The sequence below is a fragment of the Burkholderia sp. MSh2 genome (assembly GCF_000731655.1).
Taxonomy (GTDB): domain Bacteria; phylum Pseudomonadota; class Gammaproteobacteria; order Burkholderiales; family Burkholderiaceae; genus Burkholderia; species Burkholderia paludis.
Window position 1 is genome coordinate 22,054 of the sequence record NZ_JPGM01000043.1, and the last position, 16,322, is coordinate 38,375.

The 16,322-nt window shown below is 67.6% G+C and carries 16 protein-coding genes; 9 read left to right on the forward strand and 7 right to left on the reverse strand.

The window, feature by feature from the left end:
- The first annotated feature begins 46 nt into the window (after nucleotides 1-46).
- Nucleotides 47-376 carry a DUF4148 domain-containing protein gene (locus GQ57_RS25660; RefSeq protein ID WP_034199392.1) on the forward strand — a complete coding sequence of 110 codons (330 nt, stop codon included), beginning with the start codon at nucleotides 47-49 and terminating at the stop codon, nucleotides 374-376.
- Nucleotides 377-499: 123 nt separating this feature from the next.
- On the opposite strand, the gene GQ57_RS25665 is transcribed toward GQ57_RS25660, so the two are convergent.
- The 3 genes from GQ57_RS25665 to GQ57_RS25675 are packed head-to-tail and all read right to left on the reverse strand — an operon-like array spanning nucleotide 500 to nucleotide 2,811.
- Nucleotides 500-1,393 (reverse strand): DMT family transporter, encoded by an 894-nt coding sequence (locus GQ57_RS25665; protein ID WP_052001480.1) that lies wholly within the window; start codon nucleotides 1,391-1,393, stop codon nucleotides 500-502.
- Nucleotides 1,394-1,401: 8 nt separating this feature from the next.
- Entirely contained in the window at nucleotides 1,402-2,184 is a 783-nt protein-coding gene (locus GQ57_RS25670; RefSeq protein WP_034199393.1) for a DUF2182 domain-containing protein, read from the reverse strand.
- A 24-nt stretch (nucleotides 2,185-2,208) separates the two neighbouring features.
- Nucleotides 2,209-2,811, reverse strand: a complete 603-nt coding sequence (locus tag GQ57_RS25675) for a DUF1326 domain-containing protein (protein WP_031397427.1) — start codon at nucleotides 2,809-2,811, stop codon at nucleotides 2,209-2,211.
- Between the two features lie 341 nt (nucleotides 2,812-3,152).
- Here GQ57_RS25675 and GQ57_RS25680 point away from each other — a divergent pair, with 341 nt between their 5' ends.
- Nucleotides 3,153-3,557 (forward strand): lysozyme inhibitor LprI family protein, encoded by a 405-nt coding sequence (locus GQ57_RS25680; protein WP_031397428.1) that lies wholly within the window; start codon nucleotides 3,153-3,155, stop codon nucleotides 3,555-3,557.
- 39 nt (nucleotides 3,558-3,596) lie between these two features.
- On the opposite strand, the gene GQ57_RS25685 is transcribed toward GQ57_RS25680, so the two are convergent.
- Together GQ57_RS25685 and GQ57_RS25690 are read right to left on the reverse strand one after the other, a co-directional pair.
- Complete coding sequence (locus GQ57_RS25685; RefSeq protein WP_006483707.1) at nucleotides 3,597-4,244, reverse strand: response regulator; 648 nt, start codon at nucleotides 4,242-4,244, stop codon at nucleotides 3,597-3,599.
- The gene (locus GQ57_RS25690) at nucleotides 4,241-6,352 is read right to left on the reverse strand and encodes a PAS domain S-box protein (protein ID WP_034199394.1); all 2,112 of its coding nucleotides are present in this window, start codon (nucleotides 6,350-6,352) and stop codon (nucleotides 4,241-4,243) included. The genes GQ57_RS25685 and GQ57_RS25690 overlap by 4 nt, the downstream gene beginning before the upstream one ends.
- A 322-nt stretch (nucleotides 6,353-6,674) precedes the next feature.
- Between GQ57_RS25690 and GQ57_RS25695 the strand changes: the two genes are divergently transcribed.
- The 6 genes from GQ57_RS25695 (at nucleotide 6,675) to GQ57_RS25720 (ending at nucleotide 14,432) form a co-directional block, all read left to right on the forward strand.
- On the forward strand, nucleotides 6,675-7,145 hold the full coding sequence (locus GQ57_RS25695) for a universal stress protein (RefSeq protein WP_031397430.1): 471 nt from the start codon (nucleotides 6,675-6,677) through the stop codon (nucleotides 7,143-7,145).
- A gap of 359 nt (nucleotides 7,146-7,504) precedes the next feature.
- Entirely contained in the window at nucleotides 7,505-8,011 is a 507-nt protein-coding gene (locus GQ57_RS25700; RefSeq protein WP_034199395.1) for a cupin domain-containing protein, read from the forward strand.
- A 186-nt stretch (nucleotides 8,012-8,197) separates the two neighbouring features.
- A complete protein-coding gene (locus GQ57_RS25705; RefSeq protein ID WP_031397432.1) occupies nucleotides 8,198-9,223 on the forward strand; it encodes a DedA family protein/thiosulfate sulfurtransferase GlpE in 1,026 nt (341 codons plus the stop codon).
- Nucleotides 9,224-9,896: 673 nt separating this feature from the next.
- Entirely contained in the window at nucleotides 9,897-11,396 is a 1,500-nt protein-coding gene (locus GQ57_RS25710; RefSeq protein WP_034199396.1) for a tetratricopeptide repeat protein, read from the forward strand.
- A gap of 524 nt (nucleotides 11,397-11,920) precedes the next feature.
- Nucleotides 11,921-13,303: an amino acid permease gene (locus tag GQ57_RS25715; protein ID WP_031397434.1), complete on the forward strand. Its 1,383-nt coding sequence runs from the start codon at nucleotides 11,921-11,923 to the stop codon at nucleotides 13,301-13,303.
- Nucleotides 13,304-13,496: 193 nt separating this feature from the next.
- On the forward strand, nucleotides 13,497-14,432 hold the full coding sequence (locus GQ57_RS25720) for a universal stress protein (RefSeq protein WP_031397435.1): 936 nt from the start codon (nucleotides 13,497-13,499) through the stop codon (nucleotides 14,430-14,432).
- Between the two features lie 447 nt (nucleotides 14,433-14,879).
- On the opposite strand, the gene GQ57_RS25725 is transcribed toward GQ57_RS25720, so the two are convergent.
- Entirely contained in the window at nucleotides 14,880-15,314 is a 435-nt protein-coding gene (locus GQ57_RS25725; RefSeq protein WP_034199423.1) for a hypothetical protein, read from the reverse strand.
- Between the two features lie 273 nt (nucleotides 15,315-15,587).
- Nucleotides 15,588-15,860, reverse strand: coding sequence for a hypothetical protein (locus GQ57_RS42085; RefSeq protein ID WP_152603353.1), 273 nt, complete (start codon nucleotides 15,858-15,860; stop codon nucleotides 15,588-15,590).
- Between GQ57_RS42085 and GQ57_RS25730 the strand changes: the two genes are divergently transcribed.
- On the forward strand, nucleotides 15,853-16,107 hold the full coding sequence (locus GQ57_RS25730; protein ID WP_031397437.1) for a DUF3562 domain-containing protein: 255 nt from the start codon (nucleotides 15,853-15,855) through the stop codon (nucleotides 16,105-16,107). The two genes, GQ57_RS42085 and GQ57_RS25730, sit on opposite strands and share 8 nt — an antisense overlap.
- Nucleotides 16,108-16,322: the final 215 nt, after the last annotated feature.

A 16,322-nucleotide genomic window follows, 5' to 3' on the forward strand; every position in this document is an offset into this window, starting at 1 on the left:
CTCGAGTCCGAAGCGCCTGACAAAACAATCCTGGAGGTAACGCATCATGAAATCGCTGATCAAGGCAGTTGCACTGGCCGCCCTGGTGGCCGCACCGGTCGTCTCGTTCGCCCAATCGAACCAGCAGCCGCTGACGCGCGCGCAAGTGCGTGCCGAACTCGTCCAGCTCGAAAAGGCCGGCTACAACCCGAACGACTGGATGAACTACCCGGACAACATCCAGGCCGCCCAGGCGAAGATCGCCGCTGCGCAGAACGCCGGCGCGCAAGCCGACACGACGGGCTACGGCGCGAACGCCGCCGCGACGTCGCAGTCGGGCCAGCGCGTGGCCGTGCCGGCCGCAGCCGATCGTACGTCGGTGTACTTCGGCCACTAAGCCGGCCGGCGCCTGTGACGGCGCCCGGTTTGCCGCCCCCCCCGAAACCCGTGCACGGCAGTCGTGCGCGGGTTTTTCTTTTGTACCGGCAGCCATGAACGCGCGGCGGCGCGCCCGCCCGGCTCACCGTGCGGCACCCGCGTGCCGGGCGCGCGTCGCGAGCACGGCCGCGACGCCGCCGAGGATGGCGGACGATGCAAGTGCGAGCCGCCAGGTCGGCTGTTCCGACAGGAACAGCGCCGCGCCGCACGCGGCGACCGGCGGCACGGACAACTGGACGGCCGCGGCGCGCATGGCCGTGAGGTGCGGCAGCGCGGCATACCAGACGACGTAGCCGAGCCCCGACGTCAGCGCGCCGGACAGCACGGCGAGCGCGGCGCCGGCAGGCGTCACGTGCAGGCGGGCGGCAAGCGCGACGCTCAGGGCGAGCGCCAGCGGCGCGGCACGCCGGAAGTTGCCGGCGGTCGCGGCCACCGGATCGGCGGGCTTGCGGCCGCGGATCGAATAGAGGCCCCACGCGACGCCGGCGGCCGTCATCAGCGCGGCGCCTTGCGGCGTCGGCGCCGCGAGCCCCGGCGACACGAGGTACAGCAGCCCGCCGGATGCGACGCCGAAGCCGGCCCAGCCCGCCGGCGCGAACCGTTCGCCGGCGCGCCATCCCGCCGCGAACATCGTCAGTTGCACCGCGCCGAACAGGATCAGCGCGCCGGTGGCGGCACTGACGGTGAGGTACGCGAACGAAAAGCACGCGACATAGGCAAACAGCATCGCCGCCGCCGGCCAGTCCGCGGGCGGGGCAGGCCGGCGCGCCCCCGCCCGCGCCACGATCGCGAGCATCAGCGCACCCGACACGAGGCGCAGGCTGCCGAAGCTGGCCGCGTCGATCCGCCCGGCCTGCAGCGCGAGCCGGCACAGCAGCGAATTCGACGCGAATGCGAGCATCGCGACCGACGTCAGCGCAGCGGCCCGCATGCCGGGCCGCACGTGCGGCGCGCCGGTGGGGACGGGCGGATGCATCGCGGGCCTCACGCGTGGTTCGCGACGATCAGCACGGCCACGCCGAACAGCGCGGTGCCGAGCGGCGCGGTGAGTTGCCGTCCCCACGTGACGTTCTTTTCGACGGCCATCAGCACGGCGAGCGACAGCATCCAGCCGAGACTGCCGGCGCCGACGACGAACATCAGCAGCATCAGCGCCCAGCAGCACCCGACGCAGAAGAGCCCGTGGCTTGCGCCCAGGGCGAACGCGTGCCGCGACGGCGCGCGGCCGCGCCAGCGGCTGATCACGAAACTGAAAGGGGTGCGGCAACGGTCCAGGCAGCGCTCCTTCAGCCCGCTGAACTGGAATGCGCCGGCGAGCGCGAACACGGCCGCGCCGATCAGCCAGCCGCGCCATGCGAGCGCCGGCACATGCGCGACGCCGGTCAGTACCAGCGCATGCAGGCCGTGCGCGACGAGCCCGAATCCGCTCCATACGACGACGTAGCCGGCGCCGACGAGTGCAAGCAGGCGCGTCTGGTCGGGGCGGCTCGCGACGACGCGCGCGAACGCGCCGAACAGCGACAGGGTCGTCGGCAGCATCATCGCGAGGATCATCAACGTCCACGCGGCCGCGTCGAGCACGGCCGGCAGCCATAGCGTCCCGCCCGGCAGCGCGCGGCAGAGCGTGCCGAACGGTTCGGCCCCGCCGCCGTGCTCGAGAAAACGCCCGTAAGGACTGCGCGTCCACGCCCACAGCGTGATCCACGCGAATGCAGCGAGGCTCGCGAGCACGAACGGAAACAGGCGCCGATGCAGCGACGCGGCCATGGCACGGCTCCGTGCGGCGGCGCGTCACGCGTCGAACTGGAACGTGCTCTGCAACGCGTTGTGATTCTTCAGATCGACGTCGATGCCGATCGCCGCGTTCTTCGACCGGTAGACCGGCGCCTTGCCGACGTACACCGGCGCGCCGGGCACCGTCGAGAACACGGTATCGGCCAGCGTCGTCTGCCCGCCGCTCGGGCCCAGGCACGGTTCGAGTTCCGCGTAATAGTCGGTGCCGATCGACAGCGTGCCGCGCGCGCCGACGACGTCGAACCGGATCGGTGCGCGCTCGACCGACACGACGGTGCCGATCAGTTTCGCGAGTTCGGCGATCGGGCCGCCGGCCTGTCCCGTGTACACCTTGAGCAGCGCCTTCTCCTGTTCGTCGGACGCCGTGTCGCTGACGTAGATCGCGGCCGTCCAGTGACCCTGCAGGATATTGCCCGGCACGCGGCACACCGCGGCGATGGTGTTGCCGCCGACGTCGACGCCGTCGACCGTGCCCTTGTCGACATGCCACGCGACGATGGTGTCGCACACGTCGAAATCCGGATCCTCGCCGATCCAGCACGGGCACAGCACGCGGCAATTGCAGACTTCGAGCAGGCGTCCTTCGAGGTGATAGCTCATGATTTCCTCCAGAGAGCGGCAGCGATGGCGCGTGCGCGGGGCTGGGGAAACCGGCTGACGAAAGGTCGGGCCCGCTCGGCGGCGCGAACGCGAAATGCGCTGATGATTGCGCGAAAGCGGAGACGGGATGGGGGCGATAGCGCGGGCCTGAAGCGGCGTATCAGTTTTTCAGTGTAGGTGCATGCGGACGATATGCAAGACCGCGCGCGGCGACGGTGCAGGCTGACAATTACACGGGTGTGCGCTAGCATCGCGGACGGTATTGCCGCGCGCCGAGGGGCGGCCGGGGCGTCAGGCTCCGCCCCGGCTTCCACGATTGCAACGAACGACAAGGAGCTTCCATGCGTGTCTTGACCGGTCTGCTGTGTGCGCTGGCGCTGACGGCGAACGTCGCCCATGCACAGGCGAATTGTGCGGATGCGACGGATCAGGCGACGATGACGGCATGCGCCGATCGCGCATACAGGAAATCCGACGCCGAACTGAACCGCACGTACCAGGCCGTCACCGCGCGCCTGCACGACGCCCGGCCGCTCGCCGACAAGCTCGTGAACGCGCAGCGCGCGTGGATTGCCTACCGAGACGCCGAATGCGGTTTCTCCAGCGCGAATGCCGAAGGCGGCAGCGTATTCCCGATGGTCATGTCGACCTGCCTCGACGATCTGACGAAAGCGCGCACCGAGACGCTGAAGGGCTACCTGTCCTGCGAGGAAGGCGATCTCGCGTGCCCGGTGCCCGCCCGGTAAAACCCGTGCGCCGGCGCGGCCGGCGCGACATGCCGTCCGTTACACGTCGTCCGTTTCGTCGAGCAGCTTGTGCCGCATCGCGTAACGCACCAGCGCCGCTTCGTGCGGCATCTGCATCTTTTCCAGGATCCGCGTCTTGTACGTGCTGACCGTCTTCGCGCTCACGCACAGCGCGTTCGCGATCTCGGTCAGCGTCTGGCCGGCCGCGATCCGACGGAACACGTCGAATTCCCGGTCGGACAGCCGCTGGTGCGGCAGCGTCTCGGCCGGCTCGTTCAGGCTCTGCGCGAACTGTTCGGCCATCGCGAGGCTCACGTATACGCCGCCCGACGCCACCTTCGTGACCGCGCCGACGAGTTCGGCGCTCGCGCTTTCCTTCGTCAGATAGCCGGACGCGCCCGCGCGGAACGCGCGCACCGCGTACTGCTGCTCCGCGTGCATGGTCAGCACGAGGACGCGCAGCGCGGGCTTCTCGTCCTTGATCTGCTTGATCAGTTCGACGCCGTTGCGGCCCGGCATCGACAGGTCGAGCACGAGCACCTGCGCGGGCGTGGCCCGCACGAGCGCGATCGTCGACGGTCCGTCGCAGGCTTCGCCGGCCACCTCGAATCCGGTGGCGTTCTGGAGAATGTGCCGCAGACCGTCGCGCACGAGCGTATGGTCGTCGGCAATGAGCACCTTGATCATGTGATGAGCGTTTCCTGTTGAACGGTGGCGAGCGGGAGCGCGACGGTAATCGAGAAACCGCGCGCGAGCGCAGTGTCGATCGTCACGGTGCCGCCCAGCATGTGCGCGCGTTCGCGAATCCCGATCAGGCCGAACGATTTGTCCTCGTGGGCCGTGCCGCCGGGCATCGAGCCGCGGCCGTTGTCCGCGACCCGCAACACGCAGAAGCCATCCTCGACATCGAGCCGGAGCGCGACGCGCGTGGCGTCCGCATGGCGCGCCACGTTCGTCAGCGCTTCCTGGACGATGCGGAACAGCGTGGTTGCACCCGCGCTGGTGAAGGTGAGGCCGCCCGTTTCGATGTGACGCTCGACATCGATTCCGTAGCGGTTCGTGAAATCGTTCGCGAGCCATTCGATCGCGGGCACGAGGCCGAGATCGTCGAGCATCACGGGCCGCAGGTCGGCCGCGATGCGCCGCACCGACGCGACCGTCGCATCGATCAGCCGGCGCATGCCCCGCAGATGCCCGAGCACGCCCTCGTCGGGCGGAGCGTGGTCGGGCCCGCGCAGTTGCTGCTCGACGACCGACAGATCCATCTTCAGCGCGGTGAGCTGCTGGCCGAGGTCGTCGTGCAGTTCGCGCGCGATCCGGGTCTTTTCCTCTTCGCGCACGTTCTGCAGGTTCGCCGACAGTTCGCGCAATTCCTCGCGCGACTGCTTCAGCGCGTTCTCGGCGCGCAGCCGCTCGGTGATGTCGCGCAGCATCACCGTATAGAGCTTGCCCGATGCATCGCGGATCTGCGAGATCGATGCCTCGATCGGGAACTCGTCGCCGTTCGCGCGCAGCCCGAACAGCACCCGCTGGCGGCCCATCTGCCGCTCGGACACGCCCGTCACGCCGAACTGGTCGACGTGCTTCGCGTGCGCGGCGCGAAAGCGTTCGGGGATGAAGCGTGACAGCGGCGCACCGATCGCCTCCATCGCGGACACGCCGAACACCTGCTCGGCCATCGGATTGAAGATCACGACGGTCTGCTTTTCGTCGATCGTGATGATCGCCTCCATCGACGAACGGATGATGCCCATCATCCTCGCCTCGTTGAGGATGCCGCGGCTGCTCGCACCGGAATCGGCCGCGCCGGACCGGCCGCGCAGCAGCGCATGGACGAGCGCCGCGAACACGAACGACGCGAGCAGCCCCGCCGCGAGCACGGTGCCGGCCGCGCGTTGCGCGCCGGTCGCGCTCGGGCGGCCGTCCGCGGAATAGGCGAGCGTCAGCACGGTGCCGCCGAAATTCAGCTCGTCGGTGCGCCGCATCAGGTCGGGCGATGCGGACGCCTCGTCGGTCGTCGTCTCGACCCCGACGATCGTGCGCCGATCGCCGCCGGCGGTCAGCCACACGTCGATCCCGCGTTCCGCGTCGAGCGCGCGCTCGACCAGGCGCCGCGGGCTCAGCGCCGCGAACAGCATCCCGTCGGCGCCGGCTTCGCGCGTGCCGGACGGTGTGGCGGCCGCGTGCGGCGAGGCGGTCACGGGCAGGAACAGCGTGAGGGTGCGGGCGTCGCGGGACGCGTCGTCGTCGGCCGGATGCACGCCGAGCGCGATGTCGCCGGTCTGCAGCGCGCGCGCCAGCGGCGCCGCATCGGACACGCCGAAGCGGACCACGGGCGAACTCGACGCCGGTGCGCTGCGCGTCGCGGACGCGAGCGTGCCGGCCGGCATCGGCTTCGTGCCGGCGAGGGCGCCGCGCGTCGCGGGCGGCAGCGGCGCGTAGCCGATCTGGCGAACCGGCGAGCGGCCGCTGTCGAGGTCGAGCGACTCAGCATAGCGGCGCCACTGCTCGGGCGTCATGTCCGGGACGAGGCCGAACGCGCCGCGCGCGCCTTCGAGCACGGCGACGCCGGACTGCAGCTCGTGGCGAAGCATCGCCGTCACGTGCGTCGTGCGGCGTTCGAAGCGCGTATGGACGGCGCCTTGCCACTGCTCGCGCACCAGCAGCGCGACGCCGAGCGACAGCGTCGCGCCGGCGCACAGCGCAACGACGCCGGCCGCGAGCGGCTGGCGTAACATGGTCTGGAGGCGCGTGGGCCCTCGGGCGTCACGCGTCGGGGTTCCACTTGCGGTCATTCAATGGCCATTCGGGTGTCGGGGGCCGCCCCACGGCACCGGGGGCGGCGCGGCAAAACCGGGCAAAACTCGCACCGGCTGCACGCAACGTCTATTTTCAAGATGAAATTGTGCGCGTTTTACACGTTTTTTGTAATGGGGTCACCCGAAAATGCGCGAAACGGCGCGCGCAGCGGGCACGCCGGCCGCGCTTGACGCGCATCAACCGGCGCGCCGGCGCGTGGGGCAGACTGTTCGACAGGCTGGCCGGCGCGGTGCCGGACGGCGATCACGGGCCACCGTCGCGCAAGGCGCGACGCGTGCCCGGTCGGAGGAACGGACCATGTACAAGCGGATTTTCGTGGGGCTCGACGGCAGCCCGAGTGCGCGTCTCGCGCTGAACGAGGCGATCCGGATCGCGGCGGCGTCGGGCGGCGAAGTCACCTGCGCATACGTCGTCGAGCATCGGCCGCAGCTCGTCGACGTCGACGCCGGTTTCGCGGGCGAGCGCGACGCCGACGCGGCCGCGACCGATGCCGCGACGCCGGTGCTCGACGATGCAAAGGCGGCGCTCGCGCGGGAGCACGTGCAGGGCACCGTACGCGCGCTCGACGCGTACGGCGAGGAGGTTGCCGCGGTGCTGATGCGCACGGCGGCCGAAGCCGATGCCGACCTGATCGTGATGGGCACGAGCGGGCGGCACGGGCTGCGCCGGCTGCTGCTCGGCAGCGTCGCCGAATCGCTGCTGCGCGCGGCCGACCGGCCCGTGTTGCTGGTGCGGCACGGCGAGCCGGGGGCGCCGGCGGCCGCGTGAAGCGTGCGGCGCGGTGCTGACGCGTGTGCGGCAGAGGGCTGGCGATTGCCGCGCGCATGTGCCGGGTAACGGTCCGACGAAACGGCGGCGCCCATTGCGCATGAGCACATGACCGACGCTTGCGCTGCCGTCGTGTCGGCCGGGTGACAGCCACGCCGGATACGCGCCAAGGGTGCGATGGCAGGCCTGCCGTTGCATCCTGTCACGCAGGTCTGGCAGCATCGGACGGTGTCCGCTTTGTCGCAGTGCGCATGGCCGCGGCGATCGGCGTGTCGGCATCCGGCGGTTCGCAGTCGCCTCCGCGAGGGACGGCGCTGCATGCCGGATGCCCGGTTTCTCCCTTGCCGAAGCTACCCGCCATGCCGATATCCGCCGCCGACCTGATTCGCCGGTTCGACCTGCAGCCGCATCCCGAAGGCGGTTATTTCCGCGAAACCTACCGCTCGACCGATTCGGTCGTGCGTTCGGCCGATGGCGCCCCTCGCGCCGCGTCGACGGCGATCTACTACCTGTTGTGCGACGGCGCGTGTTCGTCGTGGCACCGGAGCCGCTCGGACGAGGTGTGGCATTTCTATGCCGGCGATCCGCTCGAAGTCTGGGTGCTGGACGAGCGCGACGGGCTGACGATCCATCGGCTCGGCAACCCGCTCACGCATCCGGGCAGCGTGTTCCAGGCGACCGTGCGGGCCGGGGGCTGGCTCGGCGCGCGTTGCGCGTCGCCGGAGCACGTCGCGTTCGTCGGCTGCACGGTTGCGCCGGGGTTCGAGTTTGCCGAATTCGATCTGGCGGACGCCGCCGCGCTGGCGGCCGCGTTTCCCGACTACGCGGACCACGTCGCGCAACTCGCGCGACGTCTCCGCGCTTGAGCGCGCAGGCGCTGCGGGGCTGGGCTCGCGACGTGCGCCGACGGCATGTGTTCCGCGCGAGCGCGGCCAAACCCGTTTAGAATGCGCGTGATGCACTCGTCGGCTGCGGACGTGCCGTGGCGGTCGTTGCACAGCCGTACCGACGGCCCCCGTCGCCCGGCCCGCATGTCTTCCAGGAGCGCCGCCGTGTGGCACTTTCCCATCGCTATTCCCTCGTCGCTCGGCCCATGGGCCGTGTTCGCGAGCGTGTTGATCACGCAGCTCGGCGTGCCGGTGCCGGCCGTGCCGATGCTGATCCTCGGCGGCACGATGGCGGCCATGGGGCAGGCGTCATGGGTCAGCATGTTCGCGGCGGCGATCGGCGCGACGATGCTCGCCGATTCGCTGTGGTTCTTCATGGGCCGCACGCGCGGCCGGCGGCTGCTGAACGGCCTCGTGCGCTTCTCGCTGTCGCTCGACACGACGCTGCGTTTCGCGCGTAACGTATTCGAAAGATACGGCGCGCCGCTGCTCGTGCTGTCCAAATTCCTGCCCGGCCTCGGGCTTGTGTCGGCGCCGCTGCTCGGCACGACTGCGATTGGCGTCGGCGTGTTCCTGTTCTGGGATCTGGCCGGCGCGTCGCTGTGGGCCGCGTTCTGGCTGATCGGCGGGGCGGCCATTCACGACCAGATCGTCCAGTTCGTGCTGTGGGTGCGGGCGAGCGGCGGCACGATCCTCGATGCGTTCCTCGCGATTTTCATCACATTCCTGCTGTACCGCTGGGTACGCCGCGTGCAGTTCCGCCGCTATCTCGCCCAGGTGCGCATCTCGCCGCCCCAGCTCGTCGAGATGATGACGTCGGACGAGCCGCCGCTGATCTTCGACGCGCGGCCGAAAGCGATTCGCGAGCGCGAGCCGTACCGGATCGCAGGCGCGGTGCCGGTCGATCTCGATTCGCCGGACCTGCTCGACCCGGAAATGCTGAAACGGCCGATCGTCGTCTATTGCGTGTGCCCGAACGAGGCGACCGCGAAGCGTCTGATCGCGAAGATGCAGCGCAAGAAGATGATCCACAACATCCGCGCGCTGAAGGGCGGGCTCGATGCATGGGAAAAGCATGGCTTCCCGGTCGAACCGCTGCCGAGCGATCTCGATTCGTCGCGGTATTTCGTGCGGCCGGAACATGGCGCGCTCGCGGGTGAATATACGGTGCGGGCGACGTTGTCGAAGTGAGGTTTGGAGGGGCGGTGTCAGGTAGTTGACGGGCCAAGGGTCTGGGCCGGCTCCGGCACCGATCACGCAGTCGGAGCGAGCGTCGCTCAACGAACAAACTGACTGTGCTCACGACGACTATCTTCGGACACACGCCGGGCGGCGATCCGACTCACCAACGCAGTCGCGGCAAGGAAGACGCCAAGCCGACGGGTTGCGAGCCATTCCGATGACACCCTGCGGCACCGAAGGCAGCCGCGGCGCCTGATGCACGCAATATCGTTTCCGGGCACGCGTGGACAAGCGCGATGACGCGATTCGCACTGCTTTACCAGAGGCGTTTCGGCGTCAGAATCGGGGTTTTGACCGGCCTCGCATGCGAATCCGTAGTTTTCTCCAAAGCACGAAAAGGTCTACCGGAAAAGGAGCGCGTCGGTTAAGTCACGCACTGTGCTCTTTCTGCGTGCCTCCGGTCACGCTTCGCGACGACGTCGACGATGTAACTAGCAGAACGACTGCATCGTACTTCCGTGCGAAGACATGAGAACTTGTCTGAGCGCACGTAGCCACGCCTCTGCTTCATAAATCGACCGTCGTCTCGTCAATGTGGCCAATTTATGCTGCGCCGTCTTGTGATAACCTCATCTTTCCCTCATTGCGGCTATATCACTAGTCGGTCGAATCCAGCAATCCAATGAATGTCCCGACACCTCGCGACGAAAACCCCAGCTCTCCGGAGGAGTTGTATCTCCAAGGTAAATTCGAGGCTGCGATCCAGGTCGGGGAGTGGCTCATGGAGCGCAATGGAGCGAGTTCCGAGCTGTTGAATTTGCTTGGCGCTTGTCATTTGAATCTGGGTGACACGCATAAAGCGGAATCTCGTTTAAGGCAAGCCGCCATGCTGGGGCCGCTGTCGGCGGACAATTGCAACAATCTGGGTGTTCTGTATCAATCGACCGGTCGACTGGATGAAGCTGAACATTGGTTTCGGCTTGCCGTTTCGATTGCTCCCGAACATTACCGCGCACTGTTGAATCTCGGCCTGCTATTGCGGTCGAGACTGCGCTTGAAAGATGCCGAATCGACGGTACGGCGGGCAATCGACATCGCGCGTGACAGCCACGAAGCGCTCAACGTGCTTGGGCTGGTTTTAAGGGATTTGCGCCGTCATGGTGAAGCCGAAGCGGCTTATCGGCAGGCACTTTCACTCAACCCGCATAGTGCCCTCTACAAAGTTAATCTCGGCATATTGCTGTTGTCGCAGAATATGTGGGGCGAGGGCTTGCCGCTCTTCGAGGCACGGCACGATTCGGGGCTAGGGGCCGTCTTCTCAAGTGCGGCGCCAGTCCCATTCCCCAGGTGGTCGGGGGAATCGCTGGAGGGTGCGTCGTTGCTGATCTGGCCGGAGCAAGGTCATGGCGACCAGATTCAACTTGTGCGCTACGTAAATAAAATAAAAGAGCTTGGGGCAAGCTACGTTACGTTGGTTTGCTCCGACGCGACGCACTCGTTGTTTTCAACTTTGCGTGAAGTCGATTTGGTCATCGCTCAAAGTCAATTCGACTCGTCGATGTGCCCGCCACACGATTATTGGACGCATATATGGAGTATTCCGCTCAATTTGAATGAGGGCGTGGACGCAATTCCGTCCCGTGTACCGTACCTGTACGCGCCGAGGAATTCGATATCGAGCTGGGAGCGGCTCATACCCAAAGGGCGTTTTCGAATCGGGTTGGTGTGGAAGGGAAACCCGGGAAATCCGAACGATGTTGTCCGATCCCTCCCCGATCTGAAAACGCTCGAATCCCTGTGGCAGACAAGTGGAGTTACTTTCGTCAGCCTGCAAAGGGAGGCGAGCGCCGCCAGTCTCCAGGCAGAACTGGGCGATCGATTCATTGTGAACCTGGGAAGCCGTGCCGCCGACTTCTCGGATGTCGCAGCAATTATTTCGCGACTCGATCTGGTGATCGGCGTGGATACAGCAGTAACGCATCTGGCAGCCGCACTCGGCAAGCCCACATGGATCATGCTGTCCAGCGTGGCGACTGACTGGCGCTGGAAGTGCTCGGGCTCGACCTCGGAGTGGTATCCCGATACCGTGACGCTCTTTCGGCAGGAAGTCGATGAAATGGACTGGTCAGGCCTAGCCAGTCGAGTGGCCGACGCATTATCGGCGAGGGCGCTGCACGAGTAGCCCGAAACGGGGGGCGATACCGATATCGTCCCTCTGTCCCTGGGCGATCCGATTCAAACCGGGCCGCGGCTGCCGGAAGGCGTGCAGTCGATCGTTGCCGTTTCGGAGCCCTCGGACGTCGCCAGATTATCTCGCCCGATTCCCGAGAAAATCGTCTGGCGCGATGCGTCCGATTATCTCTATAATCCCGCCTGCATATTGCGTGCGCATGATCCCGCACATTCGACGCGTGTTCGTTCACGCCGAAAACGATTGATCCCGCACTTGCCCGCCTCGCGCACAGCCGCGCCACACGGGCCGGTCGGGCGTATTCCGTGAAAGGCCCGATCCGTTTTCCGGATTGTTCCGGAAAATACGGATAATTCGCGGCGATTCCCATCGGATTGACGCAGTATCCGTGTCGTTTTCCATTCGGAAAACGACGGCGTGGATTATTTCGTTTTCGGCTGCCGAAATCGGCATGAACGGGCGCGCATTGACATCGACAATGACGGCGGCCCGCTCGCGGCCGCCAGGAGACGGACTTGAAACAACCAGAAGACCAGTTGCACCGCGGGCTGGAAGAGCGGCACATCAACCTGATGGCGCTCGGCGCGACGATCGGCGTCGGCCTGTTCCTCGGCTCGGCCAGCGCGATCCGCGTGGCCGGCCCGGCCATCCTGCTGACCTACCTGCTGGGCGGCATCGCGATTTTCCTGATCATGCGCGCACTCGGCGAGATGGCGATCGCCAATCCGGTCGCCGGCGCATTCAGCCGCTACGCACGCGACTATCTCGGGCCGCTCGCCGGCTACCTGACCGGCTGGACCTACTGGTTCGTGTGGATCGTCACCTGCATGGCGGAAATCACGGCGGTCGGCGTCTACATGCACATGTGGTTTCCCGGCGTGCCGAACTGGATCTGGGCGCTCGCGGCACTGATGGCGATGGGCTCGGTGAACTTCGTCGCGGTCAAGCTGTACGGCGAATTCGAGTTCTGGTTCGCGCTGATCAAGATCGTCACGATCGTGCTGATGATCATCGGCGGCGGGCTGATGATCGCGTTCGGCATCGGCAACGGCGGGGTCGCGATCGGCCTGTCCAACCTGTGGGCGCACGGCGGCTTCATGCCGAACGGGATCGACGGCGTGATCGGCGCACTGCCGATCGTGATGTTCGCGTACCTCGGCGTCGAGATGCTCGGCCTCACGGCCGGCGAGGCGCGCAACCCGGAGAAGTCGCTGACGAAGGCGGTGAACTCGGTGTTCTGGCGCGTGCTGATTTTCTATATCGGCGCGCTGTTCGTGATCATGTCGCTCTATCCGTGGGACCAGATCGGCACGCAGGGCAGCCCGTTCGTGATGACGTTCTCGCGGCTCGGCATCCCGGCGGCCGCGGGCATCATCAACTTCGTCGTGCTCACGGCGGCGCTGTCGTCGTGCAACAGCGGCCTGTTCAGTACCGCGCGGATGCTCTACAACCTCGCGCAGCAGGGCCAGGCGCCGCGCAAGCTCGGCCGGCTCAACCGCAACGGCGTGCCGGTGTACGGCGTGATCGTGTCGGTCGCGCTGCTGCTGATCGGCGTGCTGCTCAACTATCTCGCGCCGCAGCACGTGTTCACGTGGCTCACGTCGGTGTCGACGTTCGGCGCGATCTGGACGTGGTGCGTGATCCTGATCGCGCAGATGCGTTTTCGCCGCACGCTGTCGGCCGACCGGATCGCGCGCCTGCCGATCCGCGTGCCGTTCTATCCGCTCGGTTCGTTCGTTGCGCTCGGGTTTCTCGTGCTGGTCGTCGTGCTGATGGCGTTCACGCCCGACACGCGCGTCGCGCTCGTGATCGGGCCGGTATGGATCGTGCTGCTCGGCATCGCGTACGCGGTGTTCTACGCGAACCGTCCGGCCGCCTCGGTGCCGACGAAATCGTAACCGGCACGGGCAGGGGCCGCGCGACCGTTGATCGCGATCATGCACGTACGGGCCGGACGTCCTATGCTGAACGCATCGATTGTCCGCGTTTCGCGCGTCACCCCGCCGATCCCCGCGACCGCGGCGGCCATCCGGCCGCTGCGCGTCGCCTGCGCACGAAGCGCCCGTCGTCTTTCGCACGGAGGCCTTCGCCATGCAGCCTGCCCAGTCCATCCCGACGCTCGAGCGAATCGCGCTGGCCGTCGATTCGACGCCCGAATCGCTGTCCGCCGCGCGCTACGCACGCACGCTGCTGCGTCCCGGCATGCGGTTGCGCATCGTCTGCGCAATCGACAACCCGCGCCTCGCGCTCCCCGACATCCCGCGCATCGACGCGCTGCTGACGTCCGCGCGCGACGACATGCTGCGCGAAGCGCACGCCACCTGCGCGCGGATCGCGGCGCTGTTCGACGGTGCGGGCATCGAGGTCGAGCAGGTCATCGTCGATACGTCGACGACAGGCGGCACGGTTGCCGATGCACTGGTGGGCGACACGTCGGCGTGGCGCGCGGATGTGCTGGTGGTCGGCGCGAATCCGCATCACGGGCTGCTGCGGCTCGTCGAAGGCGCGACGTCCGACTCGCTGACGACGCGCGCACGCTGCGCGCTGCTGATCGTGCCGGCCGCCTATGCACGGCCGTCGGACGGCGATCTGCAACGGCTGATGTTCGCGGTAGACGGCAGCGAGCCGTCGCTGCACGCGGCGCATGTCGGGCTCGGCTTCGCGGCGCCGACGACGTTGCTGTACGCGGCGTACGTGATCGATCGCGCGGTTCGTCTGACGGATATCGTCCCCGTGCGCGCACTCGAGGATGCGTACCGCGCGGAGGGCGAGGAAGCGCTCGCGAAGATCGGGCCGCTGTTCCACGCAACCGGGAATCCGACCAAGCGCGGCATCGTCGAGACCCGTCCGACCAGCGACGACGTGGCCCATGCGCTGATGCGCGACGCCGTGCACTGGCGCGCGGAATTGCTGGTGGTCGGCACGCATGGCCGGCGCGGCATTGCCGCGTGGCTGGTCGGCAGCGTCGCGCGCCGCGTGGCGCACCTTGCACAGGTCCCGGTGCTGCTCGTGCGCGCTACCGAATGAGGCGCGCGTTGTCACGATCAAAGCGGGCTTCGATTGACCTGCATCAGAAACGGCGCACATATCGCGTGAGACATTGACGGAACATCCGGTCATGCATGCGGTCTGTCATGCGTGCCCGGACGGGTCGAAGCCGCTCGTCCAGGGCGACGCCCGACGGTGCATTCCCCGCCGTCGCATCATTCAGGATCGTCGCCGCTGCACGGCACGGTGCGCGATCCGGTCAGAAACTCTCTGGCACGAGGGTAGGCAGCCACGGCTGCCTTGGAGGACGGGCGGGGTGCATGTCACCCCGTCCGCTTTCCGCTTGTGTGTCGTTGGCCCCGTCTGGATTTCCATCCCCGCAGGAAGCATTGTCGATGCCGCCGTTCGTGCGCGACATGCGCTACCGCGGTTGTGTGTGGCGTGCAGCCCTGGCGCGGCCCCGTACCGCGCCGGCTGCCCGCGCGCTCAAGGCGTGCGAGGCATCGAGCGCGAGTCATGCCGGCGCACCGCGCCGCGTCGTACCTGCGGGCGCTGCCGCGCGACATGCAACGGCGCGCAGATGCTGCACGTGCGGTTGCGCAGACGGTTCGCGTGCGGCCAGCCCGGGCGTGCCTTGCGGCGAGGCTCCGACGCGGCCGGCGCGTCGGGCGCGGTACGGGCGCAGAGCGCCGCGGCGAACCGTTGCAGCGCGAGCACCGAGCCCGCGACGCTCTGGTATTTCTCGCGGCCGATCTGCCCGTCGAGCGTCACCAGCAGCCCGGCCTCGCGTGCAAGGGCGAGCAAGGCGTCGAGGTTGTCCGACGGGCCGTTGCCGGCCGTTACGACCCGGACGGGCAGGGCGCGCGCGTTGTCCGCCGCGCGCCGCTGGCCGTCCCGGGCCGGGAAGTTGCGATGTGCCATGATGGTCTCCTGCGCCAGACCCCGCATGCCGGCTCGGCGGCCGGCTGGGCGATGGCCTGTATGAACGTTACGTCCATGGCACCAGTATCGTGTGGCGATCGCGCGCCGCCAAGCAGCGCGCGCTGAAGTCGCTGTCAGGTATTGCGCGGTGCGTATCGGAATTCGCTGACACGCGCCGCGGCCGATCGGCCGGTTCGGCGACGGTTGCGCCCGTTCGTTCGGACGAATGCGCCGCGCGCGGCAAGCATCCCTTGACGCATGATTTCGGCCGGTCTAAGTTGCCGACTGCATCGACGTCGCGCGGCGTTCCATCGTCTGCCCGGCGGCCGGTGCCGCGCCCCCGGGGTGGTGTGGCAGGGTTTCCAGGCCCGTTCGCGGGCTTTGCGCGGCCGGTTCGGCGACGAACCGGAAAGCGGCATGCAATGTGCCGTTGATCGCGCGCAAACACGCGCCGGCGCATCGCACGCCGCGCGTCCGTCCAGTCTTTAAGCTTCCGGTAACGTCTTCTTTTCGTTCCTCGACCGTCAGGAGTCTGTCGATGTCCAAGGACAGTTTGCTCGATTCACTCAAGGAAGCCGCCGCGCAGCGCGCGATCGGTTCGGATCAGTTGCGTGCGATGCTCGACGACGAAGTGCGCGTGCTGTCGTCCGGTGCGCGCGTGCACGACTACATCCACGTGTTCGCGATTCGCCACCTGCGCGAGCGGATGCGGCAGCAGGACGATCTCGGCGGCGATACGCGGGCCGGTACGCCGCCTTCGGAATCCGATCCGCGCCCGAGCCATCGCCTGTAACGCTCGCGCGCTGCGGCTGACGCCGCGAGTCACGTAATCCCTCGCAGCGCTCCGGCCGGCTCCCGGTCGCGCGGCACGCATCCTCCCGGGGCGACCGGCCGGCGTGGCTCGGCTCTTGATTCCCGTGCGCTAGACCGCCACCGTGGTCGCCGCGCGCGGCGGCCTGCGCGGACGGCGCCGGGCGGGTACGGCCATCCCGTCAATCCTGCGATCCG